At 67.8% G+C, this 24978-nt stretch carries 27 protein-coding genes and 1 tRNA gene; 15 read left to right on the top strand and 13 right to left on the bottom strand.

Annotated elements, in window-relative coordinates; translation table 11 throughout:
* Positions 1–2: 2 nt before the first annotated feature.
* A complete protein-coding gene (rutA, locus tag GNX71_RS30550; protein WP_206175885.1) occupies positions 3–1115 on the bottom strand; it encodes a pyrimidine utilization protein A in 1113 nt (370 codons plus the stop codon).
* A gap of 216 nt (positions 1116–1331) precedes the next feature.
* Between rutA and GNX71_RS30545 the strand changes: the two genes are divergently transcribed.
* The 3 genes from GNX71_RS30545 to GNX71_RS30535 are packed head-to-tail and all read left to right on the top strand — an operon-like array spanning position 1332 to position 3416.
* Complete coding sequence (locus GNX71_RS30545) at positions 1332–1784, top strand: nuclear transport factor 2 family protein (protein WP_042577575.1); 453 nt, start codon at positions 1332–1334, stop codon at positions 1782–1784.
* Between the two features lie 41 nt (positions 1785–1825).
* Positions 1826–2848: an alpha/beta fold hydrolase gene (locus tag GNX71_RS30540; RefSeq protein ID WP_206179776.1), complete on the top strand. Its 1023-nt coding sequence runs from the start codon at positions 1826–1828 to the stop codon at positions 2846–2848.
* A 4-nt stretch (positions 2849–2852) separates the two neighbouring features.
* Complete coding sequence (locus tag GNX71_RS30535) at positions 2853–3416, top strand: DUF2946 family protein (protein WP_206175884.1); 564 nt, start codon at positions 2853–2855, stop codon at positions 3414–3416.
* A 68-nt stretch (positions 3417–3484) separates the two neighbouring features.
* Here the strand turns inward: GNX71_RS30535 and GNX71_RS30530 are convergent, their stop codons facing one another.
* The 4 genes from GNX71_RS30530 to GNX71_RS30515 form a co-directional block, all read right to left on the bottom strand.
* A complete protein-coding gene (locus GNX71_RS30530; protein WP_206175883.1) occupies positions 3485–4126 on the bottom strand; it encodes a c-type cytochrome in 642 nt (213 codons plus the stop codon).
* Positions 4127–4242: 116 nt separating this feature from the next.
* Entirely contained in the window at positions 4243–5664 is a 1422-nt protein-coding gene (locus GNX71_RS30525; protein ID WP_206175882.1) for an efflux transporter outer membrane subunit, read from the bottom strand.
* Positions 5657–8821 (bottom strand): efflux RND transporter permease subunit, encoded by a 3165-nt coding sequence (locus GNX71_RS30520; RefSeq protein ID WP_206175881.1) that lies wholly within the window; start codon positions 8819–8821, stop codon positions 5657–5659. Before GNX71_RS30520 ends, GNX71_RS30525 begins: the two co-directional genes overlap by 8 nt.
* A gap of 16 nt (positions 8822–8837) precedes the next feature.
* A complete protein-coding gene (locus GNX71_RS30515) occupies positions 8838–10169 on the bottom strand; it encodes an efflux RND transporter periplasmic adaptor subunit (RefSeq protein WP_206175880.1) in 1332 nt (443 codons plus the stop codon).
* A 177-nt stretch (positions 10170–10346) separates the two neighbouring features.
* On the opposite strand from GNX71_RS30515, the gene GNX71_RS30510 reads away from it, so the two are divergent.
* The 4 genes from GNX71_RS30510 (at position 10347) to GNX71_RS30495 (ending at position 12291) form a co-directional block, all read left to right on the top strand.
* Positions 10347–11018, top strand: coding sequence for a TetR family transcriptional regulator (locus GNX71_RS30510; protein WP_206175879.1), 672 nt, complete (start codon positions 10347–10349; stop codon positions 11016–11018).
* Positions 11019–11061: 43 nt separating this feature from the next.
* Positions 11062–11136 (top strand) — tRNA-Arg (locus tag GNX71_RS30505).
* Between the two features lie 130 nt (positions 11137–11266).
* Positions 11267–11488 (top strand): hypothetical protein, encoded by a 222-nt coding sequence (locus GNX71_RS30500; protein ID WP_206175878.1) that lies wholly within the window; start codon positions 11267–11269, stop codon positions 11486–11488.
* 74 nt (positions 11489–11562) lie between these two features.
* Positions 11563–12291, top strand: coding sequence for a glutathione S-transferase (locus GNX71_RS30495; protein ID WP_206175877.1), 729 nt, complete (start codon positions 11563–11565; stop codon positions 12289–12291).
* Here GNX71_RS30495 and GNX71_RS30490 read toward each other — a convergent pair.
* On the bottom strand, positions 12288–12785 hold the full coding sequence (locus tag GNX71_RS30490) for a hypothetical protein (protein ID WP_206175876.1): 498 nt from the start codon (positions 12783–12785) through the stop codon (positions 12288–12290). The genes GNX71_RS30495 and GNX71_RS30490 overlap by 4 nt on opposite strands.
* A gap of 95 nt (positions 12786–12880) precedes the next feature.
* Here GNX71_RS30490 and GNX71_RS30485 point away from each other — a divergent pair, with 95 nt between their 5' ends.
* On the top strand, positions 12881–13798 hold the full coding sequence (locus GNX71_RS30485) for a LysR family transcriptional regulator (RefSeq protein WP_206175875.1): 918 nt from the start codon (positions 12881–12883) through the stop codon (positions 13796–13798).
* Positions 13795–14352, top strand: a complete 558-nt coding sequence (locus GNX71_RS30480) for an RNA 2'-phosphotransferase (RefSeq protein ID WP_206175874.1) — start codon at positions 13795–13797, stop codon at positions 14350–14352. The genes GNX71_RS30485 and GNX71_RS30480 overlap by 4 nt, the downstream gene beginning before the upstream one ends.
* A 7-nt stretch (positions 14353–14359) precedes the next feature.
* Here GNX71_RS30480 and rsmI read toward each other — a convergent pair whose 3' ends face one another.
* The gene (gene rsmI / locus GNX71_RS30475; protein WP_206175873.1) at positions 14360–15307 is read right to left on the bottom strand and encodes a 16S rRNA (cytidine(1402)-2'-O)-methyltransferase; all 948 of its coding nucleotides are present in this window, start codon (positions 15305–15307) and stop codon (positions 14360–14362) included.
* A 51-nt stretch (positions 15308–15358) separates the two neighbouring features.
* Here rsmI and GNX71_RS30470 point away from each other — a divergent pair, with 51 nt between their 5' ends.
* From GNX71_RS30470 to GNX71_RS30460, 3 genes are all read left to right on the top strand, one after another.
* Positions 15359–15733 carry a YraN family protein gene (locus GNX71_RS30470; RefSeq protein WP_206175872.1) on the top strand — a complete coding sequence of 125 codons (375 nt, stop codon included), beginning with the start codon at positions 15359–15361 and terminating at the stop codon, positions 15731–15733.
* A gap of 86 nt (positions 15734–15819) precedes the next feature.
* A complete protein-coding gene (locus GNX71_RS30465; RefSeq protein WP_198788387.1) occupies positions 15820–16464 on the top strand; it encodes an SIS domain-containing protein in 645 nt (214 codons plus the stop codon).
* Positions 16461–17273 carry a BON domain-containing protein gene (locus GNX71_RS30460; protein WP_206175871.1) on the top strand — a complete coding sequence of 271 codons (813 nt, stop codon included), beginning with the start codon at positions 16461–16463 and terminating at the stop codon, positions 17271–17273. The genes GNX71_RS30465 and GNX71_RS30460 overlap by 4 nt, the downstream gene beginning before the upstream one ends.
* 30 nt (positions 17274–17303) lie before the next feature.
* Here GNX71_RS30460 and GNX71_RS30455 read toward each other — a convergent pair whose 3' ends face one another.
* Positions 17304–18212: an NAD(P)-dependent oxidoreductase gene (locus tag GNX71_RS30455; RefSeq protein WP_206175870.1), complete on the bottom strand. Its 909-nt coding sequence runs from the start codon at positions 18210–18212 to the stop codon at positions 17304–17306.
* A gap of 88 nt (positions 18213–18300) precedes the next feature.
* On the opposite strand from GNX71_RS30455, the gene GNX71_RS30450 reads away from it, so the two are divergent.
* Both GNX71_RS30450 and GNX71_RS30445 read left to right on the top strand, forming a co-directional pair.
* The gene (locus GNX71_RS30450; protein ID WP_206175869.1) at positions 18301–18786 is read left to right on the top strand and encodes a MerR family transcriptional regulator; all 486 of its coding nucleotides are present in this window, start codon (positions 18301–18303) and stop codon (positions 18784–18786) included.
* Positions 18783–20333, top strand: a complete 1551-nt coding sequence (locus GNX71_RS30445; RefSeq protein ID WP_206175868.1) for an MFS transporter — start codon at positions 18783–18785, stop codon at positions 20331–20333. The genes GNX71_RS30450 and GNX71_RS30445 overlap by 4 nt, the downstream gene beginning before the upstream one ends.
* A gap of 12 nt (positions 20334–20345) precedes the next feature.
* Here the strand turns inward: GNX71_RS30445 and GNX71_RS30440 are convergent, their stop codons facing one another.
* Together GNX71_RS30440 and GNX71_RS30435 are read right to left on the bottom strand one after the other, a co-directional pair.
* Positions 20346–21482, bottom strand: coding sequence for a PilT/PilU family type 4a pilus ATPase (locus GNX71_RS30440; protein ID WP_176661903.1), 1137 nt, complete (start codon positions 21480–21482; stop codon positions 20346–20348).
* A 30-nt stretch (positions 21483–21512) separates the two neighbouring features.
* Positions 21513–22556, bottom strand: coding sequence for a PilT/PilU family type 4a pilus ATPase (locus tag GNX71_RS30435; protein ID WP_013543830.1), 1044 nt, complete (start codon positions 22554–22556; stop codon positions 21513–21515).
* A gap of 51 nt (positions 22557–22607) precedes the next feature.
* Between GNX71_RS30435 and GNX71_RS30430 the strand changes: the two genes are divergently transcribed.
* Positions 22608–23309, top strand: a complete 702-nt coding sequence (locus GNX71_RS30430) for a YggS family pyridoxal phosphate-dependent enzyme (protein ID WP_206175867.1) — start codon at positions 22608–22610, stop codon at positions 23307–23309.
* A gap of 12 nt (positions 23310–23321) precedes the next feature.
* Here the strand turns inward: GNX71_RS30430 and GNX71_RS30425 are convergent, their stop codons facing one another.
* The 3 genes from GNX71_RS30425 to GNX71_RS30415 form a co-directional block, all read right to left on the bottom strand.
* Positions 23322–23789, bottom strand: coding sequence for an Lrp/AsnC ligand binding domain-containing protein (locus tag GNX71_RS30425; RefSeq protein ID WP_198788393.1), 468 nt, complete (start codon positions 23787–23789; stop codon positions 23322–23324).
* 138 nt (positions 23790–23927) lie between these two features.
* Positions 23928–24401 carry a hypothetical protein gene (locus tag GNX71_RS30420; protein ID WP_206175866.1) on the bottom strand — a complete coding sequence of 158 codons (474 nt, stop codon included), beginning with the start codon at positions 24399–24401 and terminating at the stop codon, positions 23928–23930.
* Between the two features lie 135 nt (positions 24402–24536).
* Complete coding sequence (locus GNX71_RS30415) at positions 24537–24872, bottom strand: DUF4148 domain-containing protein (protein WP_206175865.1); 336 nt, start codon at positions 24870–24872, stop codon at positions 24537–24539.
* Positions 24873–24978 lie beyond the last annotated feature (106 nt).

Here is a 24978-nt window from a genome sequence, read left to right as displayed (position 1 = left end):
CTTCAGGCCGCAAGGCGCTCGGGCTCGACCTGCGAGGGCACGGGGCTCTGCACATGCGCGCGGCTCTTCATCAGCGGCTGGATGCGCTCGCCGAAGGCTTCGACACCCTGCACGAAGTCGTCGAAGGTCAGCAGCACGCCTTCGGTGCCGGGCACCTCGGCCACTTCGTCGAGCAGGCGCGCGACGGTTTCGTAGGAGCCGACCAGCGTGCCCATGTTGATGTTCACGGCCGAAGTCGGGTCGGCCATCTGGCGCACGTTGGTGTCGGCGCCCGACTTGGTGTCGGCCGCGCCCTGCTGCCCGAGCCAAGCGATGGCCTCGTGATCGGCACCCGCCTTGTAGTGCTCCCACTTGGCGCGTGCGGCCTCGTCGGTTTCGTCGGCGATCACCATCATCAGCACGTAGGTGGTGACGTGACGGCCGGTCTTGCGCGCGGCCTCGATGAGTTTTTCCGCCGCGGGCGCAAAGGCCTTGGGCGTGTTCACGCCCTTGCCGAAGCAGAAGTTGTAGTCGGCGTACTTGGCGGAGAAGTCCATGCCCGCATCGCTCTGGCCCGCGCAGATCACCTTCATGTCGGCCTGCGGTTGCGGGCTCAGGCGGCAGTCGTCCATCTGGAAGTGCTCGCCCTTGAAGTCGGACTTGCCGGTGCCCCAGAGGTCGCGCAGCACCTGGATGTATTCGGAGAGGTACTGGTAGCGCGTGCCGAAGAACTGGTCGCCGGGCCACATGCCCATCTGCGAATACTCGGGCCGCTGCCAGCCGGTGACGAGGTTCAGGCCGAAGCGGCCGCCGGAGATCGAGTCGATGGTCGAGGCCATGCGCGCGACGATGGCCGGGGGCATCACCAGCGAGGCGGCGGTGGCGAAGAGCTTGATCTTCGTCGTGACCGCGGCGAGCCCGGCCATGAGCGTGAAGGACTCGAGGTTGTGGTCCCAGAACTCGGTCTTGCCGCCGAAGCCGCGCAGCTTGATCATCGACAGCGCGAAGTCGACACCGTAGTGCTCGGCCTTCAGCGTGATCTCCTTGTTGAGCGCGAAACTGGGCTTGTACTGCGGTGCGTTCTCGGAAAGCAGCCAGCCGTTGTTGCCGATGGGAATGAAGATGCCGACGTTCATGAAGGGCTCCTGTTGCGAGGTTGAAGAGCCCTATGCATGGCGCGTGCCAGTCGGATAAGTCGTTTCAGATCAACAGGTTACGGTTTTTCGATGCTTCGGTTTTGACCACATGGTCCAAAGTGGAGCAGACGAACCGGAAAAATTGCGGCGACGCGGTGCGGGCCGGACCAAAGCGGTGCAGCGTCGGCGTCACGAACGGCGCGGCAAAATCACGCCATGCCCAAGACCCCACACCGCACCGCCGCGGCCATCGGCGGCACCGCAGACGATGTCGAGGCGGCTTTCTACGAAGCGCTGCAGCGCGGCGACATCGACGCGTTGATGGCCTGCTGGGCCGACGAGGACGAGGTGTTCTGCGTCCATCCCGGCGGTCCGCGGCTGGTGGGCAGCATCGCGATTCGCGCGGCGTTCGAGCAGATGTTCGGTAACGGCGCGATCCACGCCATGCCGGCGCGGGTGCGCAAGATCGAGTCGCTCGCGAGCGCGGTGCACAACGTGCTCGAGCGCATCGAGGTGCTCACCGCCGAAGGTCCGCGCCATGCCTTCGTGCTGGCCACCAACGTCTATCACAAGACCGCGCAGGGCTGGCGCATGGTGGCGCACCATGCGAGCCCGGGCAGCGCGCGCGAGCCGGACGACGCGAACGATCCGCCCCAGACCCTGCATTGATGTCTTCTGCCGATTCTTCTTCTTCCTCTCTTCGATCGTCGATGGACTACGCGGCGCCGCGCTGGCTGCCCGGCGGCAACCTGCAGACCATCTGGGCCGCGCTCTATGCGCGCCGCTTCGACGGCACCGCGCCCGCGTACCGTCGCGAGCGCTGGAACGCGCCCGACGGCGACTTCATCGATGTCGATTTCATCGATGCGCCACTGCCGGGTCCGCGGCCGCTGCTGGTGCTGTTCCATGGGCTCGAAGGCTCGTCGCGCAGCCACTACGCGGAGGCCTTCGCGGCATTTGCGGCCGAGCGTGGCATGGCTTTCGCGGTGCCGCATTTCCGTGGCTGCAGCGGCGAGCTGAACCTCGCGCCGCGCGCCTACCACTCGGGTGACTACGAAGAAATCGGCTGGATCCTGCGGCGCATGCACGCGCAGCACACGCTGCGTGGCGGCGGCCCGGTGCTCGCCGCGGGCGTCTCCCTCGGCGGCAACGCATTGCTGCGCTGGGCTTGCGAGGCGGGCGACACGGCGCGCGAATCGGTCAGTGCGGTGGCCTCGGTCTGCGCGCCGCTCGACCTGGCCGCGGGCGGCGAGGCGATCGGCCGGGGCTTCAACAGGCTGGTCTACACGCGCATGTTCCTCGCGACCATGAAGCCCAAGGCGATGGCCAAGCTGGCGCAGTTCCCGGGCCTGTTCGACCGAGACCGGCTGCTGGCCGCGCGCGACCTCTACACCTTCGATGACGTGTTCACCGCGCCGCTGCATGGCTTTCGCAATGCCGACGACTACTGGGCGCGGGGCTCGTCCAAGCCGCACCTGAGCCAGATCCGCGTGCCCACGCTGGTGGTGAACGCGCTCAACGATCCGTTCATTCCGGCCCGCAGTCTTCCGGGGCCGGGCGAGGTCGGGCGGCATGTCACGCTGTGGCAGCCGGCGCACGGCGGGCACGTCGGCTTTCCGCTGGGGCTGCCGCCGGGGCATGTGCGCGGGATGCCGGAGCGCGTCGGCAACTGGCTGCAGGTGCATGGCGGCGCTTTGGCTGACGCCTCGGCGCCGCAACCGGCAGGAGAATGAATTCATGGACGACATCGTCAAACAGGCGCTCGCCAAATGGCCCAACGTGCCGCATTGCTACGGCTGGCTGGGGCTCGATGCGCGCGGCAACTGGTACATGCGCGACGACCGCACCCAGGCCCAGGGGCCTTTCCTGCAGGCCAAGGGCTCGATGCTGCGACACGACAAGCTGATCGACTTCATCCATCGCAACTACGAGCACGACGACGAAGGGCAGTGGTTCTTCCAGAACGGGCCGCAGCGCGTGTATGTCGAGCTGGAGGCTGCGCCGCTGGTCTGGCGCGTGGCCGACGAAGGCGGCGGCAAATTCAGCGTGACGGCCCATACCGGCCAAGCGGTCGATGTCTCAGGCTGCCTGCTCGACGAGGCCGGGCGGCTCTATCTGGTCGCACCGATCGGGCTCGGGCTGGTGCACACGCAGGACGTGGGGATCGCGGCCGAAGCCATCGAGCAGGGGCTGTGGACACCCGAGGCGGTGCAGGCCAGCGAACTGCCGCAGCGCTTTGGCCACGTCATGAGCCCGGCGGAGCGCCATGCGGGCGCCGCTGCGGCGCTATCAAAACAATAGTCCAGGACACTGATCGCGCACAAAAAAGCCGGCATCGAGCCGGCTTTTTCTTTGGAGCGAAGCAGAGATTACTTGGCAGGGGCGGCAGCCGTCGAAGCTGCGGCAGCAGGCGCCGATGCGGCGGGCGCCGCACCCGAAGCGCCTTCTGCGGGCGCTGCGGCGGCCGGACGCTCGGGCACCGGGAACTTGGCGCCGCCGGCGTTGGCCATGTAGACCACCGCGCGGCCGATCTCGAGGTCTTCGAAGTCGCCGCCGCCCTGGGGAGGCATGGCGCCCTTGCCCTTGAGCGCATGTTCCAGCAGCGTGGCGTAGCCCTGGCCGATGCGGGGGCCCCAGGCTGCAGCGTCGCTGTAATGCGGTGCGCCGGGAATGCCGGGCGCGCCGTGACAGGCAATGCACTGGGCCTTGAAGACGGCCTCGCCAGCGGCCAGCGGGCGGTTGGCGTCGCGGATCTCGATGGCGCCGACCTTCTTGAGGCGGTCGGCCACTTCCTTGTCGCGCGATTCCTTCGACACGCCGTAGAGCGACATGTTGTCGCCCTCCGCAGTGCCGGCGGGCTTGGTGCCCGAGACCACGTAGGCCACAAGACCCACGATGATCAGGATCGGTGCAATGAAGGAGAAAAATACCGCGAGCAGCAGTTGCTTCGGGTTCTTGATGGGGCCGGTATGGGCTTCTTCTGTGGCCTGGTAGTGCGGGTCTGCGCTCATGGCGTCCTCAATAACGGGGGCTCGTCGGGGGGCTTTTTCTAGATCAACCGACGATTATAGAGAGGCCCCTCGCCCCGGCGGGCGATTGGCCTCCCGATATCGGGCGCCGAAGCGCCTCAACCCTTGTCGCGCGTTGCCCAGCCGCCACCCAGCGTCCTGTACAGCGTGACCTGGTTCTGCAGTTGCAGGAGCCGCGCATTGACCGCCAGTTGCTGCGCCGTGAACAGCGAACGCTGCGCATCGAGCAGGTCGAGCGCGCTGGCGATGCCGTTGCGATAGCGCAGGTCGGAGAGCTTGAAGCGCACCGCTTCCGCGGTGGCCTGCGCGCGCTGCGCACGCACCTCTTCGCCCAGCGTGGCGCGGCCGGCCAGTGCATCGGCCACTTCGCGGAACGCGGTCTGGATCGACTTCTCGTACTGCGCCACCGCGATCTCGCGCCCGGCCTTCGACGATTGCAGCGTGGCCCAGTTGCGGCCCGCATCGAAGATCGGCAGCGTGACCGTGGGCGCGAACGACCAGGCCTTGGAGCCGCGGTCGAACAGGCCCGAGAACTCGCTGCTCGCGGTGCCGATGGAACTCGTGAGCGACACGCGCGGGAAGAAGTTCGCGCGCGCCGCACCGATGTTGGCGTTGGCGGCGATCAGCTGCTGCTCGGCCGCGCGGATGTCGGGCCGCTCGACCAGCATGTCCGAGGGCAGGCCCGCGGGCACGTCGGGCATCGGCTGGATGCCGTCCAACCCCTTGGTGCCGCCCGAGAGCGCACTCGCCGGCACCGGTGCGCCCAGCAGCAGGGCGAGCGCGTTCTCGTCCTGCATGCGTGCGCGCTGCTGCTGCGCGTAGGTGGCGCGGGCGCTTTCCGCGGCCGTGTTCGCGGCCTGGAAGTCGATTTCGGACGACACGCCGTTGTCGAAGCGCAGCTTGGCCAGGCGTACCGATTCCTCGCGCGTGACCATCGTCTGGCGCGTGATCTCCAGCAGCTCGTCGTCGGCCATCAGCGTGATCCAGCCGGTGGCGACCGATGCGATCAGGCTGATCTGCGCGGCCTTGCGCGTTTCCTCGGTGGCGAGGTATTGCGCCAGCGCCTGGTCTTTCAGCGCGCGGATGCGACCGAAGAAGTCCAGCTCCCAGGCCGTGAAGCCGAAGTTGACGCTGTACTGCGAGGTCACGCTGCCCTGGCTCGGGTCGATCGCCTGGTAGGCATTGGGGCTCGAGCGCGAGCCCGATCCCGTGAGGCCCAGCGCCGGGAACAGCGCCGAGCGCTCGATCTGGAACTGCGCGCGCGCCTGCTCGACGTTGAGCACCGACACCCGCAGGTCGCGGTTGTTGGCGATCGCCGTCTGGATCAGGCCCGCCAGGCGTGGGTCGGTGAAGAAGTCCTGCCACGGCAGGGCGGCGGCCGCGGCGCCGGCCGGTTGCGACGGGTCACCCGGGAAGGTGGTCGGCACCGGCGCGGCGGGGCGCTCGTAGGTCGGGATCAGCGAGCAGCCGGCCAGCAGCATTGCCGCGGCCAGGGCTGTGGGAATCAGTCTCTTAGTCATGCTTGGGTTCCTCCACGATGCCGGCGGCTTCTGCATGCCGCTTGTCGGCCTCATGCTGGCGCGCGCTGCCCTTGAACAGGGTGCGCACGACCACGAAGAACACCGGCACGAAAATCACTGCGAGGGCGGTACCGGTCACCATGCCGCCGAGCACGCCGGTGCCGATGGCGCGCTGGCTGGCCGAACCGGCGCCCGAGGCGATCACCAGCGGCACCACGCCGAGGCCGAAGGCCAGCGAGGTCATCACGATCGGGCGGAACCGCAGGTGGGCCGCAGCCAGCGCCGATTCGACGATGCCCTTGCCCTGCGCCTGCAGGTCCTTGGCGAACTCGATGATCAGAATCGCGTTCTTCGCCGAGAGGCCGATGATCGTGATCAGCCCCACCTGGAAGTACACGTCGTTCGAATAGGCGCGCAGCATCGTTGCCAGCAGCACGCCCAGCACACCCAGCGGCACCACCAGGATCACCGCCAGCGGGATCGACCAGCTCTCGTACAGCGCGGCCAGGCACAGGAACACCGCCAGGATCGCGAAACCGTACAGGATGATGGCCTGCGAACCCGCGAGCTTTTCTTCACGCGACTGGCCGGTCCATTCGAAGCCGAAGCCTTGCGGCAGCTGCGCGGCGAGCTTTTCCATCTCGGCCATGGCGGCACCCGTGCTGAAGCCCGCGGCGGCGTCGCCGCTGATGCGGATCGCGGGGTAGCCGTTGTAGCGCACCGTCTGCGTGGCACCCGTGACCCACTTGGTGGTCGCGAAGGCCGACAGCGGCACCGGCTGGCCCTGCGTGTTGCTGGCGTTCAGCCGCAGCAGGTCGTCGGGCTGCATGCGGGCCGGCGCATCGGCCTGCACCACCACGCGCTGCAGGCGGCCGCGGTTCGGGAAGTCGTTGATGTAGCTCGAACCCAGGCCCGTCGAGAGCGTGGCATTGATCGCGTCGAAGCTCACGCCCAGGGCGTTGGCCTTGTCGCGGTCGATGTCGATCTGCAGCTGCGGCGCGTCTTCCAGGCCGTCGGGGCGAACCTGCGACAGGATCTTGCTCTGCCCGGCCATGCCCAGGAGCTGGTTGCGTGCGTTGATCAGCGCTTCATGGCCTGCGCCTGAGCGGTCCTGCAGCCGGAAGCTGAAGCCGCTGGCGTTGCCCAGTTCGGGAATGGGCGGGGGGCTCAGCGGGTAGATGAAGGCGTCGCGGATGCCCGAGAGCGCACCGAAGGCGCGGCCGGCCAGCGCGCTGGCCGAGTGGGCCGGGTCCTTGCGCTCTTCCCAGTCCTTCAGCGTCACGAAGGCGAGGCCCGCGTTCTGGCCCTGGCCCGAGAAGCTGAAGCCCATCACGCCGACCATGCTCTGCACTTCGGGCTGCTTCAGGATGAAGCCCTCGACCTGCTGCATGACCGCCAGCGCGCGTTCCTGCGTAGCGCCCGGGGGCAGCTGCACGTTCACGATGATGTTGCCCTGGTCTTCGGCCGGCAGGAAGGAGCTCGGCAGGTGCGTGTAGGTGTAGGCCACCGCGCCGATGATCGCCACGTAGATGACCAGGTAGCGCGCGGCGCGGCGCAGGATGCGCGCGACGATGCTTTCATAGCCCTTGGCGGTGCGCGTGAAGCCCCGGTTGAACCAGCCGAAGAAGCCGCGCTTGTCGGCATGGTGGCCGGCTTCCACGGGCTTGAGCAGCGTGGCGCACAGCGCCGGCGTGAGCGACAGCGCCATGAAGGCCGAGAAGGCGATCGAGGTCACCATCACCGCCGAGAACTGGCGGTAGATGTTGCCGGTCGAACCTGCGAAGAACGCGAGGGGCACGAACACCGAGATCAGCACCACCGTCACGCCGATGATGGCGCCGGAGATCTGCTTCATGGCCTTGCGCGTGGCTTCGAGCGGCGACAGCCCCTCTTCGCTCATGATGCGCTCGACGTTCTCCACCACCACGATGGCATCGTCCACCACGATACCGATCACCAGCACCATGCCGAACATGGTCAGCACGTTGATCGAGAAGCCCAGTGCGAGCAGGGACGCGAACGTGCCCAGCAACGCGATCGGCACCACGATGGTCGGGATGATCGTGTAGCGCCAGTTCTGCAGGAACAGGAACATCACCACGAACACCAGCGCCACGGCTTCCAGCAGCGTCTTGACCACTTCGGTGATCGAGATCTGCACGAAGCGCGAGCTGTCGTACGGAATGTTCCACTTCACGCCGGGCGGGAAGAAACGCTCGAGCTCGGTCATCTTGGCGCGGATCGCCTTGGCCGACTGCAGCGCGTTGCCGTTGGGCGTCGGCTGGACGCCGATACCGACCGCGGGCACGCCGTTCAGGCGCGCCGAGGTGGCGTACGACTGGCCGCCGAGTTCCACGCGCGCGACGTCCTTCAGCCGCACAGCCGAGCCGTCGGTGTTGGCGCGCAGCACGATGTTCTTGAACTGCTCCACGTTGGCGAGCTGGCCGTTCACCACCACGGTGGCCGCGATGGCCTGGCCGGGGATGTTCGGCAGGTCGCCGATGGTGCCGGAGGACACCTGGGCGTTCTGTGCGCGGATCGCGTTGTTCACGTCGGTGGCCGACAGGTTGAAGCCCTGCAGCTTGGCCGGATCGATCCACACGCGCATGGCGTTTTCGGTACCGAACAGCTGGGCCTGGCCCACGCCGACGACACGCTGCAGCTCGGGCAGGATGTTGCGCGAGGCGTAGTCGCCGAGCGCCACCGGATCGAAGGCCGGGTTGTCCGAGGACAGCATCGCGAACAGCAGGAAGTTGTTGCGCGACTTGTCCACGCGCACGCCCTGCTGCGTCACCGCGGCCGGCAGGCGCGGCGTGGCGCGGGAGAGCCGGTTCTGCACGTCCACCTGCGCGAGGTCGTCGTTGGTGCCGGCCTCGAAGCTGATCGTGATGGAGCCGGTGCCGTCGGCCTGGGCCACCGATTCCATGTAGATCAGGCCCGGCGAGCCGTTCATTTCGCGCTCGATGACGGACAGCACGCTGTCCTCGAGCGTCTGGGCCGAGGCGCCGGGGTAGGCGACGTTGATCACGATGGCCGGAGGCGCCACCGGCGGGTATTGCGAGATCGGCAGCTGGGTGATTGCCACGCCGCCCATCACCAGGATGAACAGCGCGATCACCCAGGCGAAGATCGGGCGGTCGATAAAGAATTTGGCCATGCGGGCGCGCTCCTAATTACTTCTTCTCGGCCGGGGCGGAAGCCTGGCCGTTCGCGGCGGGGGCTGCCGCGGGCGCTGCGGCCGATGCGGCAGCAGCCGGTGCGGCTGCGGGGGCTGCGCCAGGCGCGGCTGCTGCGGGGGCGGCGTTCGGGTCGGGCTTCTTCCAGGGCACGGCCTTCACGGGCGTTCCGGGCGGCATCATCTGCAGCTTCTGGAAGCCGTCGACCATCACCTGTTCGCCAGCCTTCAGGCCGTCGAGCACCACCCACTGGTTGTCCTTGGCGGCGCTGATCTTCACGGTGCGTTTGCTGATCTTGCCGTCCTTGTCGACCACCGAGACGGTGTCGCCTTGCTGGGTGCGGGTGACGGCCTGTTGCGGCAGCGTGATCGCGTTGGTGGCCTGGGCCTGCTCGAGCTTCACGCGCACATAGAGACCCGGCAGCAGCTCGCCCTTGGGGTTGGGCACTTCGGCGCGCAGCGTGACCTGGCCGGTGGTCGAATCCACCGTGAGGTCGGAGAACAGCAGCTTGCCGGGCAGGGCGTAGTCGGAGCCGTCTTCCAGCACGATGCTCACGCTGGCGGCTTCCTCGCCGCCGGCGCGCTTGTATTGGCCGGCGGCCAGCGCGCGGCGCAGCTTCAGCACATCGGAGGCCGACTGCGTGAAGTTCACGTACACCGGGTTGATCTGCTGCACCACGGCGAGCTCGGTGGCGTCGCCCTGGCCCACCAGCGCGCCTTCGGTCACGAGGGCGCGGCCGATGCGGCCTGCGATGGGCGAGGTCACGTCGGCATAGCCGAGGTTGATCTTGGCGGTCGTCACAGCGGCGCGGCCCGAGGCCACGTCGGCTTCGGCGGTCTTTTGCGAGGCGACGGCGGTGGCGTATTCCTGCTTGCTCACCGCATTGGCCTCGACCAGCGGCTTGTAGCGGTCGGCCAGGGCCTTGGCCTGCACGGCATTGGCTTCGGCGCGGGCCAGCGTGGCCTGGGCGTTCTGCGAAGCGGCCACCAGCGGTGCCGGGTCGATGCGGAACAGGAGCTGGCCGGCCTTCACGTCGCTGCCTTCGCGGAATTCGCGCTTGAGCAGGATGCCCGAGGCCCGGGCGCGGACCTGGGCGATGCGCGAGGCTTCGAGCCGGCCCGGCAGTTCGGTCACGAGGCCGACATCGGTCGGCGCGGCAACGACCACGCCCACTTCGGGAGCTGGCGGATGGCCGCCGCCGCCAGCGCCGCCCGGACCGGCGGGCGCATCGCCCTTGCCGCAGCCCGCGAGGACCAACAGGACAACGGCGGCCACGGTCGCGAGACGCGGCGAAAAGGACGATGAGCGCGAGACATGCAGGAGAGGCATGCGATTCCTTTGAAGCGAAGACGGGAGATGGCCTGTTCGCAAGGCGAACAGGAAGACAGCATAAACAGTCGGGCCATCGGGGAAGCCCGGTAGTTTACATACATTCATGGATGTATAGTGACCGCAGTCAATGGCCCCACGATGCACAAGGGGCGTTCGCTTTACAAATCAGGAGACTTGGTGGCACGTCGTACGAAGGAAGAAGCACTGGCCACGCGGAATCGGTTGCTCGATGCCGCGGAGCTGCTGTTTCAGGCACAAGGCGTTTCGCAGACCTCGCTGCAGCAGATCGCGCAGCAGGCCGGCGCGACGCGCGGCGCCATCTATTGGCACTTCAAGGACAAGGCCGACCTCTTCAACGCGATGATGGAGCGCGTCATCCTGCCGCTGGAGGCCGGGCCCAAGAGCGATGCCGCAGCCGGCAGCGACGACCCGCTGGTCGAGATCGAGGAAGGCATGGCCCACGCGCTCACCCTCATGACCACCGACCCGCAAGTGCGCCGCGTGTTCGACGTGGCCACCCACAAGGTCGAATACACGCACGACATGGCATCGGTGCAGCAGCGCCACCTCGATGCGCGCAATGCCTGCGTGGTCGATTTCGAAAAAGCCCTGCGCCTGGGGGCACGCCGCGCGGGCATCAAGCTGCCGATGCCTGGCCACGCGGCGGCGCAGGGCATGCATGCCCTGATCAGTGGCCTCATCCAGAACTGGCTGCTCGATCCGACCGCCTTCGACCTGGTGCTGACCGGGCGGCGCACCTTCCGCGCCTATCTGGCGGGGCTCGGATTCGAGCGACCGGCGATCGGCACGGTGGCTGCGCACGAGGCTGAAACTGCGGTTGCCTGATAGGCGATAATCTCTGGCTCCGGAGGTTTTCCGGAGCCTATCTCTCGCTGTATTTCAACGGATAGAATTCGGCCCTCCGAAGGCTGAGATCCAGGTTCGATTCCTGGCGGCGGGACCAAATGCAAGACCGGAAGCCTCCCAAGGGCTTCCGGTTTTTTTCTTGGGTTTTCTCCCCCGACGTTCTCCCCGCGACCATTCACCACGCGCTGGCGTTTCCTCGCCACCGCGCACATGCAAGATTTCCACCGATGACGGAGTTGACTGATCTGGACGAGGCCAGCCTGGCAGAACATGCCGCAGAGTGGCGCCGACGCGCACTGCGCGGCGAGAAACAGGCACGCGGCATTGCGCATGCCCTCGAGACCGAGATGCGGCGCCGCTCCGGCGACACGGTCACCCAGGGCATTGACCTGGACACCCGCCCGCAGGCATTGCGGCTGGCGCCGAGGCCGTGGTGGAAATTCTGGTGAACCTCCTGCCGCCACGCGGCGCGTGAAGCGCCGGCCCGGTTGCAGGGCTGTACAGACCCTGCCACCATGGCCGCATGCCTTACCAACTCCATTACTGGCCCACGATCCAGGGCCGCGGTGAATTCGTGCGGCTCGCGCTCGAGGCAGCGGGTGCCGACTACGTCGACGTGGCGCGGTTGCCCGAATCCAAAGGCGGCGGCGAGTCGGCACTGGGCGAGCGGCTCGGCGATCCCAACAACGCCCGCGCCGCCTTTGCGCCGCCCTTTCTGGTCGACGGCGACATCGTGGTCGGCCAGACCGCCGCGATCCTGTTGTACCTCGGGCCGCGGCTGGGGCTCTCGGGCGTCGGCGAATCCGACGGACTTTGGACCCATCAGCTGCAGCTCACCATCGCCGACGCGGTGGCCGAGGCGCACGACACGCACCATCCGATCTCGACCGGCGCCTATTACGAAGACCAGCGCGATGCAGCCATGCAGCGCGCGCGGTCCTTCCGCGAAGAGCGCATTCCCAAGTTCCTGAACTGGTTCGAGCAGGTGCTCCAGCGCAACCCCGCTGGCGACCTGCACCTGGTCGGCGACATGCTGACCTATGCCGATCTCTCGCTGTTCCAGCTGGTCGACGGCTTGCATTACGCATTCCCGAAAGCCACCGCACGCGCGCTGGCCCGCACGCCGGCCGTCGAGAAATTGCATGGCAACGTCAAGCGCCGCCAGCGCGTGCACGACTACCTGCAGAGCCCGCGCCGCATCGCGTTCAACGAGGACGGGATCTTCAGGCGCTATGCGGAGCTGGACGGTTAGTCGACGAGTGCGGCCGCGTCCTTCCATGCCGGCAGCAACACCAGCCCCGCGACCGTGACCGGCTTGCCCTGCGGGCCGAACAGATAGCGGTGCGGCACGATGCCCTCGAGATGCCGCAACACGTCGCTGCGGTCGTCGATGAAGTGCGTGATGCCCAGCTCGCGGCAGTGATCGGCCTTCTGGGGCCGCTGGAGGCAGAAGCGCAGGTTGCCGGGCGCAATGCCCGTGCGTTCGAAGAAGCGGTGATGCTGCAACCACGCCCGGCTCTTGGCCTGCACGCTCGGCCCGCACTTAGAAACCAGCCAGACCCGGCCTTCGAACCGGGCGACCAGCGGCGCGACGGCATCGAACATGCCTTCGTAGGGCGGCGTCCTGAGCGCATCGTCCATCGAGCCGCCGATGAACGAGGTGTCCGCGCCATTGGCGCCTTCGGGTGCGATCAGCACGCGGCCGATGTCGATGCCTAGCTTGGGGAGCGTGTGGGTGTTTTTCATTTCTTGTTCCTTGTGTTTGAAGCAGCCGGATCGTAGAAATGAAGCCCATCACCGTGAACTACCGATATTGGATGTGCTATCCATAAAATGGATAGATGGACATTCCCCGCACCAACCTCGACGCGCTGCAGTCGTTCGCCGTGTTCGCAGACACGCTGAACTTCAGCGAGTCGGCGCGCCTGCTGCACATCAGCCAGCCGGCGCTTCATGCCAAGGTGCGCAAGCTTTCCGAGCAGCTCGATGCCCGGCTCTACCTGCGCGTTGGCAGTGCGCTCGAACTCACGAGTGCCGGCGAGCAGGTGGCGCGCCATGCGAGGGAACTGCTCACGCTGAACCGCCGCTTCGCCAAGGGGCTGGAGACAGGGCGCGACAGGCCGGTCGTCACGCTCGCGGCCGGCGAAGGGGCCTACCTCTACCTGCTGGGGAAAGCGCTGTCGCAGTTCTCGGGGCCGGGCGCTTCACCGCACCTGGAATTGCTCACACGCAACCGTGACGAATCGATCCAGGCGGTGCGGGCCGGCCAGGCGCAACTGGGCATCGCACCGCTCGGCACCTTGCCCGCGGACCTGCGGGCCGTGCGCCTGACGGTCGTGGGCCAGGCCCTGGTCGTGCCGCGCACGCATGCCCTGGCTGCGCGCAAGTCGGTGCGCCTTCGAGACCTGAAGGACATGCAGCTGATCGTCCCGCCGGCCGGCAAGCCGCACCGCGAACTGCTGGGGCGGTTGCTCCAGGCCGAGTCGATCCCCTGGCAACCGTCGCTCGAAGCCAACGGCTGGGAGCTGATGCTTCGTTTCGCGCAACTGGGGTTCGGGGCGACGGTGGTGAATGCCTGCTGCCGAATTCCCAAGGGGCTGGTGGCCATTCCCCTGAACGGCTATCCACCGCTCGAGTACCACGTGTTCCACGCCGCCGACAGGCCGCCGAACCCGCACGTGCAGCGGCTCATGGATGCCCTGCTCGCGCACGGCGACCATTGGCAGGCTGCGCTTCAATCCGCCAGGAAGACCGCATGACGCCCGAAGACGCGAGCAAGTTCATTGCCTATGTGCTGCGGCATGCGCCCGAATCCATTGGCCTGCGGCTCGATGCGGAAGGCTGGGCGGATATCGATGCGTTGGTGTCGGGTGCCGTCGCCAATGGCCGCAGCCTGGCCCGGGCGGACGTCGTGGGCACGGTGACTTCAGGGGAAAAGACGCGCTACGAACTGTCGGACGACGGCCTGCGCATTCGCGCCCTGCAGGGGCATTCGACGCCGCAGGTGAAACGCAGCTTCGATGCGGTCGAGCCGCCGGCGCGGCTCTTCCACGGCACGGCGACGCGCTTTCTCGATGCCATTCGGATGCAGGGGCTCAGGCCGGGCGCGCGGCAGCATGTGCACCTGTCGGCCGACGTGGACACGGCGGTGCGGGTAGGACAGCGCCACGGTCGGGCGCATGTGCTCGTCGTGGACGCGGGCCGCATGCACGCGCTCGGCCACGCCTTTCATCTCGCGGAAAACGGGGTCTGGCTGACGGAGGTGGTTCTCCCCGAGTTCCTCTCGGAGGTCACGGCCGGTCGCCCGGCTTGAGGGCCGGCTAGTCGCTCGGCTCGTCGTTGCGAATGCGCAGCGCCGTCTCATACAGCGCATTGCGTGGTGCGCCGCTGATCTCCGCGGCCAGCCGCACCGCGGTCTTCACCGGCAGTTCGGCCAGCAGCAGGCGCAGCACCCGCTCGCCTTCCGCGCCGCCGTCGCCGCTCACCGCGACCGGGTGCAGCACCAGCGCGAATTCGCCGCGTACGCGATCACGATCGGCGCTGAACCAATCGGGCAGGGCGCTCGCCGCCACCGTCGCGATGTCCTCGAACTGCTTGGTGAGCTCGCGGCCCACGGTGATGCGGCGCTCGCCCAGCACGGCCAGCGCGCGCGCGAGGATTTCGATGCGGTGCGGCGCTTCCAGCAGCACCACGGCACGCGGCTCCTGCGAGAGCGCCTGCACGGCGGTGTCGCGCTCGCCGGCCTTGCTCGGCAGGAAGCCCGCGAAGACGAAGGCACTGCTCGCGTTGCCGTCCGCGCCATCGGCCACCAGCCCGGCGGCGCCGATCAGCGTCGTGACGCTGCTCGCGCCCGGCAGCGGCAGCACGCGTTGGCCCGCCGCGCGCACCGCCGCGACGAGCCGCGCGCCGGGGTCGCTCACGCCGGGGGTGCCGGCGTCGCTGACATAGGCGATGCGCTCGCCCTGCGCGAGCCGTGCGACCACGGCCTGCGCGGCCTCGGCCTCGTTGTGCTGGTGCACGGCCAGCAGCCGGGCGCCCGGACGGTCGATGCCGTAGGCGCGCAGCAGGCTCTGGGTGTGGCGCGTGTCCTCGCAGGCGATCACGTCGACCAGCTGCAGCACATGCAGCGCGCGCAGCGTGATGTCGGCCAGGTTGCCGATCGGCGTGGCGACCACGTAGAGCGTGGCCTGCGGATAATGCTGCGCACCCGCGGCGTCGTGCGCGGCCGCAAGGGCGGCGCCGAAAGAAGCAGGGGCGAGTGAAGCCAAGAGGTTTCTCCGAGAGAGCGAACGACAAAAAAGAGAAGACGGCAGGGAGCCATGAAGACCAGAACGACGAAGCATCGCGGCGATGCGGCGGAAGACGCCGCGCTCGCGCATCTGCAGGACGCCGGCCTCGTGCTGGTCGCGCGCAATTATCGAACGCCCGGCCGCGGCGGCGGAGAGATCGACCTGATCATGCGCGATCCGCGTGGCCCTGGCGGCGGCACGCTGGTGTTCGTCGAAGTCCGCCAGCGCAGTGCCGGCACGCACGGCGGCGCGGGCGGCAGCATCACGGGCCTCAAGCAGCGGCGCATCGTGTTCGCCGCGCAGCACTACCTGAGCCGGCTGCGTTCGGTGCCGCCATGTCGCTTCGACGTGGTGCTGGTCGAGGAGAAAATCACCTGGCTCCAGGCGGCGTTCGACGCGGCCTGACGCGCCTTGCGAGGGAACTGAAGCCCTCATGAAGGCTCCACAACTCACACGTCTTGTTTCACAGCCCCCAGTTATCATCCCGCCCCATGCTCGAGCAACGGATTCAGCAGCACTTCATCGACAGTGCCGACCTCAAATACCAGACCGGACCGGTCCTCAGCAAACCCATCTCTCAAGCGATGCAGGCCATCCTGGCCTGCGTGACCAGCGGCGGCAAGGTGCTGGCTTGCGGCGCCGGCGTGTCGGGTCTGCTGGCTGCGCAGTTCGCCGCGCAGTTCGTCGGCCGCTTCGAACGCGAACGGCCCGAGCTGGGCGCGATCGCCCTGCCCGGCGACACCACCGACCCCAACGCCGACAGCGCCAATGCCATGGATGCCGACCGCTTCGCCCGCCAGGTGCGTGCGCTGGGCCAGGCCGGCGACGTGCTGCTCGCGTTGAGCGCCAGCGGCCAGTCGGCTGCGGTGCTCGCCGCCGTGCTGGCGGCGCATGAGCGCGACATGACCGTGGTCGCACTGCTCGGCAATGCCGTCTCGGGTCCGCCCGCGGCACCCGGCGCCGGCAGCAGCGGCACCGGCGGCGTCATCGGCCGCGCGCTGCGCGAAACCGACGTCCAGATCAGCGTGCCGCACGAGCGTGCGGCGCGCATCCATGAAGTCCACCTGCTCGCGCTGCATTGCCTGTGCGACGGCGTGGATGCCCAGTTACTCGGAGAACAGGAAGCTTCCTCATGACCATGAAGACCATGACGGCCACGTCGACCCAGCGTTTCGCCCTCGCACTCACCCTGGGTGCCGCCCTGGTCGCAGGCCTTTCCGCCTGCGTGCCCCTCGTGGTGGGTGGTGCCGCGGTGGTGGGCGTGGGCATGGTGGCCACCGATCGCCGCAGCTCGGGCGCCCAGCTCGACGACCAGGGCATCGAACTGCGCGCCGCCGCCCGCGTGCGCGACATCGCCAATGACCAGATGTACGTGAGCGTCACCAGCTACAACCGCCAGGTGCTCCTGACCGGCGCGGTGGGCAACGAGGCCGACCGCCGTCGCGTCGAGGACGAAGTGGGCCGCGTGGTCAACGTGCGCTCCGTGGTGAACGAGATCACGCTCGGCGCGCCCAGCACCTTCCAGGACCGCTCGAACGACCTCTACATCACCGGCAAGGTGAAGGCCTCGCTGCTCGATGCGAAGGACATCTTCGCCAATTCGTTCAAGGTGATCACCGAACGCGGCGTGGTCTACCTGATGGGCATCGCCACGCGGCGCGAGACCGATCGCGCAACCGAGATCACGCGCGGCGTGGGCGGCGTGGTGAAGGTGGTGCGGGTGGTCGAGGTGGTGACCGAGGCCGACCTCGCCGCGAGCCAGGCCGCGAACCAGTCTTCCGCACAGCGTGGCGGCACGGGCCCCGCGCCGGTGAGCAATGCGACGCCTTCGGCGCCTTCTTCTTCATCCTCTTCCTCGCGCGTGCCGCTGCCACCGATGGAGCCGCTGCCCGTCCCGGGCTCGGCGCCCGCGCAACCGGCGGTGACGACCTCGCCGGTCCGCTGAAACAAGAAAGCCCGCATCCGCGGGCTTTTTTCATTTGAGCCGGATGATCAGGCTCGAGGTGTCCCAGCGCCTGCCGCCGGCCTGCTGCACGTCGGCATAGAACTGGTCGACCAGCGCCGTCACCGGCACGCGCGCGCCGTTGCGCTTGGCTTCGTCGAGCACCAGGCCCAGGTCCTTGCGCATCCAGTCGACTGCAAAGCCGTAGTCGAACTTGCCGTCGATCATGGTCTTGCCGCGGTTGTCCATCTGCCAGCTCTGGGCCGCGCCCTTGCCGATGACGCCGAGCACGGCTTCCATGTCCAGGCCGGCGCGCTGGCCGAAGGCGATGGCTTCCGACAGGCCCTGCACCAGGCCCGCGATGGCGATCTGGTTCACCATCTTTGCGAGCTGGCCCGCGCCGCTCTTGCCCAGCAGGGTGACGGCACGCGAAAACGCCGCAGCCACGGGCTTGATGCGCTCGAACGCGGCCGCATCGCCGCCGCACATCACGGTCAGCGCGCCGTTCTGCGCGCCGGCCTGGCCGCCGGACACCGGCGCGTCGATGAAGTGCAGGCCCAGCGCCTCGGCGGCCTTCGACAGCTCGCGCGCCACGTCGGCCGAAGCGGTCGTGTGGTCGACGAGCACGGCGCCCTTCTTCATGCCGGCGAAGGCGCCGTCGTCGCCCAGCACCACGGAGCGCAGGTCGTCGTCGTTGCCGACGCAGCAGAAGACGATGTCGGCGCCCGCCGCCGCTTCGCGCGGGGTGGCGGCGTGGCGGCCCGGTGGGCCGAATTCGTCGGCCCAGGCCTGGGCCTTGGCGGCTGTGCGGTTGTAGACCGTGACGCTGTGGCCGGCCTTGGCCAGGTGGCCGGCCATCGGCCCGCCCATGACGCCGAGGCCGAGAAAAGCGACCGTCTGCGCGGGGATGGATTCGTAGGTTCGGGTGTTGATGCTGCTCATGAGGCGAGAGCTTAAAGCCATTCCGTGACCGGTGCGATGGCCTCAAACCTGTACGTGAACGTACAGGTTTGGGTAAAATCGGCCCGTCATGACCATCGACGCAGCTTCCCCCAAGACCATCACCGTGCGCGATGCCGCGGCCCGCCTCGGCGTGACGCCGCGCACGCTCAAGTACTACGAGGAGCTGGGCATCGTCGTGCCCGTGCGCAGCGAGGGCGGCTACCGGCTCTACGAAGCGGCCGATCTCGGCAAGCTGGCGCGGGTGCTGCGCATGCGCTCGCTGGGGTTTTCGCTCACGACCATCACTGCCATGCTGCAGCAACCGATGGAGGCGCCGGCCGAGGGCGGGCGCCCCCGCCTGTCGAACGCTTCGCTCAAGACCTTGCGCGAAACGCTCGGCGTGCAGCTCGCCACGCTCGATGCGCGCGTGACCCAGGTCCGGCGCGAGCTCAAGGAAGCCGCCGCGTTGCAGGCGCAACTGCGCCGCGATCTCGATTACGTGGAGCGGCGCCTGGCCGGCGAACCGGTGGAAGAGGCGCTGGAGCAGCGCCGCAAGGAGCGGCCTGCGCCATGAGCTCCTCGGCCCTGGCATGGCCCTCGCGCGGCAACGCCGCCGCGGCGCTGCTGCCCTGGGCGATCGGCCTCGTGACGGCCATCGACTATTTCGACAACGCGCTGTTCGCCTTCTTCGCGAGCTATATCGCCGGCGGCGTGAACGCATCGCCCGACGAGCTGGTCTGGGCCTCGAGCGCCTATGCGTTGGGCGCGGTGCTCGGCATCCTGCACCAGCACGCGTGGATCGAGCGGCTGGGCTACCGGCGCTACCTGGCGATCTGCATGTTCGCCTTCGCCGCGGGCGGCGTGGGTGCGGCGCTGTGCGAAAGCTCGATGCAGCTCACGCTCGCACGCGCGGTGCAGGGCTACTTCGTCGGCCCGATGCTCGGCGCCTGCCGCATCCTGATCCAGATCGGCATTCCGCCCGCGCGGCGCGCCAAGGCGCTCAAGGCCTTCATGGTGCTGATCGTGTTCGGCGGTGCGCTGGCACCGATCGCCGGTGCCTTCCTGGTCACCAACTTCGACTGGCGCTGGCTCTTCGCGAGCACCGCGCCGGTGGCCGCGCTGATCGGCGTCCTGGTGCTCTGGACCCTGCCCGACATCGGCGACGTCGCGCCGCACGAGCGCACCGAGCCGCACTACGTCGCCTACCTCGTGTTCGCGCTCGCGCAGGCGGCGCTGCAGGTGGTGCTGACGCGCTCGCACTTCGAACTGTTCACCGGCTCGCCCGCGCTGATCGGCCTCACGATCGCCGGCGTGGCGGGGCTCGCATGGTTCGGCTGGCAGCAGTGGCGGCATCCTGCGCCGCTGGTGCGGTTGCATGCGCTGCGCAACGCCTCCTTTCGCGTGGGGCTGGCGCTCTACGTCGTCTACTACTACCTGTCGACCGGCTTCAGCTACCTGCTGCCGCGGCTGATGGAGGGCGGGCTCGGCTTCACCGTGGGCGACACCGGGTACTTCACGGGCGCGATGTCGCTGGCAACGGGGTTGCTGGTGTTCGTCTACCTGCGCTTTTCGGGGCGGCTCACGCGCAAGAAGTGGCTCATCGTCGCGGGCTTCGGCATCGCGGCGCTGGCGGCGTGGTGGCTGTCGCGGGTCACGCCGCAGGCGGGGCGCGAAGCGCTCGTGGTGCCGCTGCTGCTGCGTGGGCTCCTGATGCTCTTCGTCGTGCTGCCGGTGGCGAACCTCACGTTCCGCCCCTTCGCCGCCGAGGAGTTCGCGCACGGCTACCGGCTCAAGAACCTGGTGCGCCAGCTCGCCATTTCGTTCGCGACCTCGAGCGTGATCGCGCTGCAGCAGCACCGCCAGGCGCTGCACGAGGTGCGGCTGAGCGAATCGGCGAACCCGGCCAATTCGGCCTTCATGCAGGCGCTGGATTCATTGACCCATGGATTCGCGGCCACAGGGCACGCCGCCGGCGAGGCGCATGCCATGGCGCTCGGCACGCTGTGGCGCACGCTCGAGCAGCAGGCTACCTTCATGGCTTCGCTCGACGGGTTCACGGCGATGGCCGTGATCGCGCTGGCGGCGGGGATCTTTGCCGCGTGGCAGCGGCAGATCGACTAGCGGGCTTCCCGATCAGACGATCGCGAAGTGCTCCGTGCCGGCTGCCAGGTCCGTGCTGCGCGCACGCTGGCTGTTGAGCTTGATCTGCAGCCGCAGATCGTTGGCCGAGTCGGCGTTGCGGATGGCGTCCTCGAAGGTGATCGAGTGGCTCTCGAACAGGTCGAACAGCGCCTGGTCGAAGGTCTGCATGCCCAGGTTGCGGCTCTTGCGCATGATCTCCTTGATCTCGCCCACCTCGCCCTTGAAGATCAGGTCGGAGATCAGCGGCGTGTTCAGCAGCACCTCGACGGCGGCCACGCGGCCCTGGCCGTCTTCGGTGGGCACCAGGCGCTGCGAGACCAGCGAGCGCAGGTTCAGCGACAGGTCCATCAGGAGCTGCGCGCGGCGCTCTTCGGGGAAGAAGTTGATGATCCGGTCCAGCGCCTGGTTGGCGCTGTTGGCGTGCAGCGTGGCCATGCACAGATGCCCGGTTTCGGCGAAGGCCACCGCGTGTTCCATGGTTTCGCGGTCGCGGATTTCGCCCATCAGGATCACGTCGGGTGCCTGGCGCAGCGTGTTCTTGAGCGCCGCTTCCCAGCTGTCGGTGTCGATGCCCACTTCGCGCTGCGTCACCACGCAGTTCTTGTGCGGGTGCACGAACTCGACCGGGTCTTCCACCGTGACGATGTGGCCGTAGGAGTTCTCGTTGCGCCAGTCGATCATCGCGGCCAGCGTGGTTGACTTGCCCGAACCGGTGGCGCCCACCAGGATGGTGAGGCCGCGCTTGGTCATCGACACGTCCTTCAGGATCTGCGGCATGCCCAGGCCGTCGATGGTCGGCAGCTTGGCGGGAATGGTCCGCAACACCATGCCGACCTTGCCCTGCTGCACGAAGGCGTTGACGCGAAAGCGCCCGATGCCGGTCGGCGAGATCGCGAAGTTGCACTCCTTGGTGCGCTCGAAATCGGCCACCTGTCGGTCGTTCATGACCGAGCGCGTGAGCGCCAGCGTGTGCTGCGCACCCAGCGCCTGCTGCGACACCTTGGTGACCTTGCCATCGACCTTGATCGCGGGCGGAAAGTCGGCGGTGATGAACAGGTCGCTGCCGTTGCGGCTCACCATGAGCTTGAGCAGGTCGTTGATGAACTGGCTGGCTTGATCGCGTTCCATGATGTCGGTACTCCGGTGGGCTGCTGTGGATCAGCCGGGGAAATTCTCGGGAATCTTTGCCTTGCCGCGGGCTTCGGCAGCGGAAATCGTGTTGCGGCGAACCAGCTCCATCAGGTTCTGGTCCAGCGTCTGCATGCCGGAGCCCTGGCCGGTCTGGATGGTGGAGTACATCTGCGCCACCTTGGCTTCGCGGATCAGGTTCCGGATGGCGGGTGTGCCCAGCATGATCTCGTGCGCCGCCACGCGGCTCTGGCCGTCCTTGGTCTTGCACAGCGTCTGCGAAATCACGGCCTGCAGCGACTCCGAGAGCATCGCGCGGATCATTTCCTTTTCCTCGCCCGGGAACACGTCGATGATCCGGTCGATGGTCTTGGCGGCCGACGAGGTGTGCAGCGTGCCGAACACCAGGTGGCCCGTCTCGGCCGCGGTCATCGCGAGGCGGATGGTTTCGAGGTCGCGCAGCTCGCCCACAAGAATGGCGTCCGGGTCTTCGCGCAGGGCAGAGCGCAGCGCGTTCGAGAACGACAGCGTCATCGGGCCCACTTCGCGCTGGTTGATCAGGCACTTCTTCGACTCGTGCACGAATTCGATCGGGTCTTCCACCGTGAGGATGTGGCCGTACTCGTTTTCGTTGAGGTAGTTCACCATCGCCGCCAGCGTGGTCGACTTGCCCGAGCCCGTGGGGCCCGTCACCAGCACCAGCCCGCGCGGCTTGAGCGCCAGTTCGCCGAAAATCTTCGGCGCGTTCAGCTGCTCGAGCGTGAGGATCTTCGAGGGAATGGTCCGGAACACGGCGGCCGCGCCGCGCGCCTGGTTGAAGGCGTTCACGCGGAAGCGCGCGAGGCCGTCGATCTCGAACGAGAAGTCGACCTCCAGGAACTCTTCGTAGTGCTTGCGGTGCGTGTCGCTCATGATGTCGTACACCATCGCGTGCACGCCCTTGTGGTCGAGCGCATCGACATTGATGCGGCGCACGTCGCCGTTCACACGGATCATGGGCGGCAGCCCGGCCGACAAGTGCAGGTCGGAGGCTTTGTTCTTGACGCTGAATGCCAGCAGTTGGGTGATGTCCACGGGGCTCCTCGGCTCGAGTTCGGTGACGTTTTGATACGATTTTGGACGATTATGACGATGATTGGCGACGACCTCCAGCAAGTAAAGAACCGGATCGAGGCGGCATGTGTAACGGCCGGCCGCGACCCGGCCGGGGTCCGGCTGCTGGCGGTGTCCAAGACCTTCGGGGCCGAGGCGGTGCGCGAGGCGCACGCGGCGGGCCAGTCGGCCTTCGGCGAGAACTACGTGCAGGAGGGGCTGGACAAGATCGAGGCGCTCGCCGATCTGCGCGCCTCCCTCGAATGGCACTGCATCGGCCCTCTGCAAAGCAACAAGACGCGGCCGGTGGCCGAGCAGTTCGACTGGGTCCACAGCATCGACCGGCTCAAGATCGCCGAGCGCCTGTCGGCGCAGCGGCCGGCCCATTTGCCGCCGCTCAATGTATGCCTTCAGGTTAACGTGGACGGCGGCGCGAACAAGTCCGGCGTGCCCCCGGAAGAGGCGCTCGAACTCGCCCGCGCTGTGGCGGCGTTGCCACATTTGCGGCTGCGCGGGCTCATGGCGATCCCTGAACCGGCAGCGGATTTCGCGGCGCAGCGCGATCTGTGCCTGCGGGCGCATGCGGTCTTTGAATCGATCAGGGGGGCGGGCATCGACCTGGACACGCTGTCGCTCGGTATGAGCGCAGACCTCGAAGCCGCCATCAGCGCTGGCAGCACGATGGTGCGGGTCGGCACCGCCATCTTCGGTGGCCGGGCCAGAAAGCCCGCCTGAGGCTTCAGCGCTTCAGAGCCCCAGCGGCAACCGCGCGCTGCTCTTCACTTCTTCCATCACCGCGTAGGTCCGCGTCTCGCGCACCCCGGGCAACTGCCACAGCACCGTGCCCGCGAATTCGCGGTACGCGGCCATGTCTGCCATGCGGGTCTTGAGCAGGTAGTCGAAGCCGCCGGCGACCATGTGGCATTCCATGATCTCGTCGCGCACCTGCACCGCGGCCTTGAACTGGTCGAACACATTGGGCGTGGTGCGGTCGAGCAGCACCTCGACGAACACCGTGAAGCCACGGCCCAGCTTCTCGGGGTCCAGGCGCGCTTCGTAACCCAGGATGAAGCCGTCGCGCGTCAGGCGCTGCACGCGCGCCAGCACCGCAGTGGGCGAGAGCGCCACCGCCTCGGCCAGCTTGAGGTTGGTGATGCGCCCGTCCTCCTGAAGAATTTTCAGCAGGCGAAGGTCGATGCGGTCCAGGTCGAGCATTGGAGAATTATCCGGTTCATGCATCGATTTTTTGCAGAAGATGCGGCCTATGGCAGCAGACCATAGGAGATAGAACCAAGGAAATGCCCCGTGCCTACCCTGCGCCGACCCTCCCTGCGGGCGCAGTTCTTTCCCGGTTCAGCGCACGGTGGTGCGCGACTCCGCGGCCGCCTGCTGGCGCGTGAACTGATCGACCAGCGCGCCGTAGGCGGGGCTCGCGCGCAGCTTTTTGTATTCGGCCATGGCCTGGCGGTACGCGGGCCGCGTCGTGTCGGCGCCGGCTTCGCTGTTCTGCAGCGCCGCCATCCCGGACTGGACCCAGAGGCGTGCGTCGGCCGCCACAGCGGCGCGGCTGTTCGCGGGACCGACGGCGGTCGGCGGTGCGTAGCTGGCGGTGTAGCCCTGCGTGGGCGCGCCCTTGAGCCATTGCTGCGCATCGGCCGTCACGGCAGCGCGCGTCGTGGACGAGGCGAGCGGCACAGGCCGCGGATCGCCTTCGGCGTAGTTGCCTGCAAAGCTCGGTACCGAAGCGATGGCCAGCAGGGTGGCGACGGCGGCGGTGCCCAGGATGCGGGTGGTGCGGGTGGGGCGGGTGGTGGAAGAGGACTTCATTCGCTGGCTCCTTGAGGTGGTTGGTTGGTGAAGCCAACTCTATGAAGTGGATCTGCGCGATCGATAACCAGTCGATGACAGTTTGGTTATCTGCGGCGGCCTCGGTGCGCGTGCACGCGGAGCCGCCGCTCGTGCCTATCGCTCGCCCGACGGGATCGTCCCCTCGCGCATGGCCTTGATGGCCTCCGCCTCCACTGCCTCGCGCGTGGCGGGCTGGCCCGCGCGCGATGCAGGCCAGGGTGCGCCACGGCTCACCGCGTTCCACGCCGGCTGCTTCTGCGCGGTCTCGAGCTCGGCGACGACCTTGTCGCGCGACGGGTCCTGGCGCAGGTGGTCTGGGTAGCGTTCCACCCCGGCCTCGGTGGGCGCGAAGTGGTATTCGCCGGCGGCCGAAGCGGCCAGCGGTACCAGCGCGGCTGCGGCCAGGGCCGCGGCGGACAGCGGGGCGAGGAAAAGCGTGCGGTGCAGCATGGTGAGGATCTCCTTGGGTTGTCGTTCGCCGGCGCCACATGGCGCCGGCGAACCAATCTAGGAATCCAGGCCGTCAATGGCCGCACGCGGTGATTACATCGGCGCA

Source organism: Variovorax sp. RKNM96 (assembly GCF_017161115.1).
GTDB lineage: Bacteria > Pseudomonadota > Gammaproteobacteria > Burkholderiales > Burkholderiaceae_C > Variovorax.
Note: the sequence above shows the minus strand (reverse complement) of the source record. Positions and strands in the feature narration are given on the sequence as shown.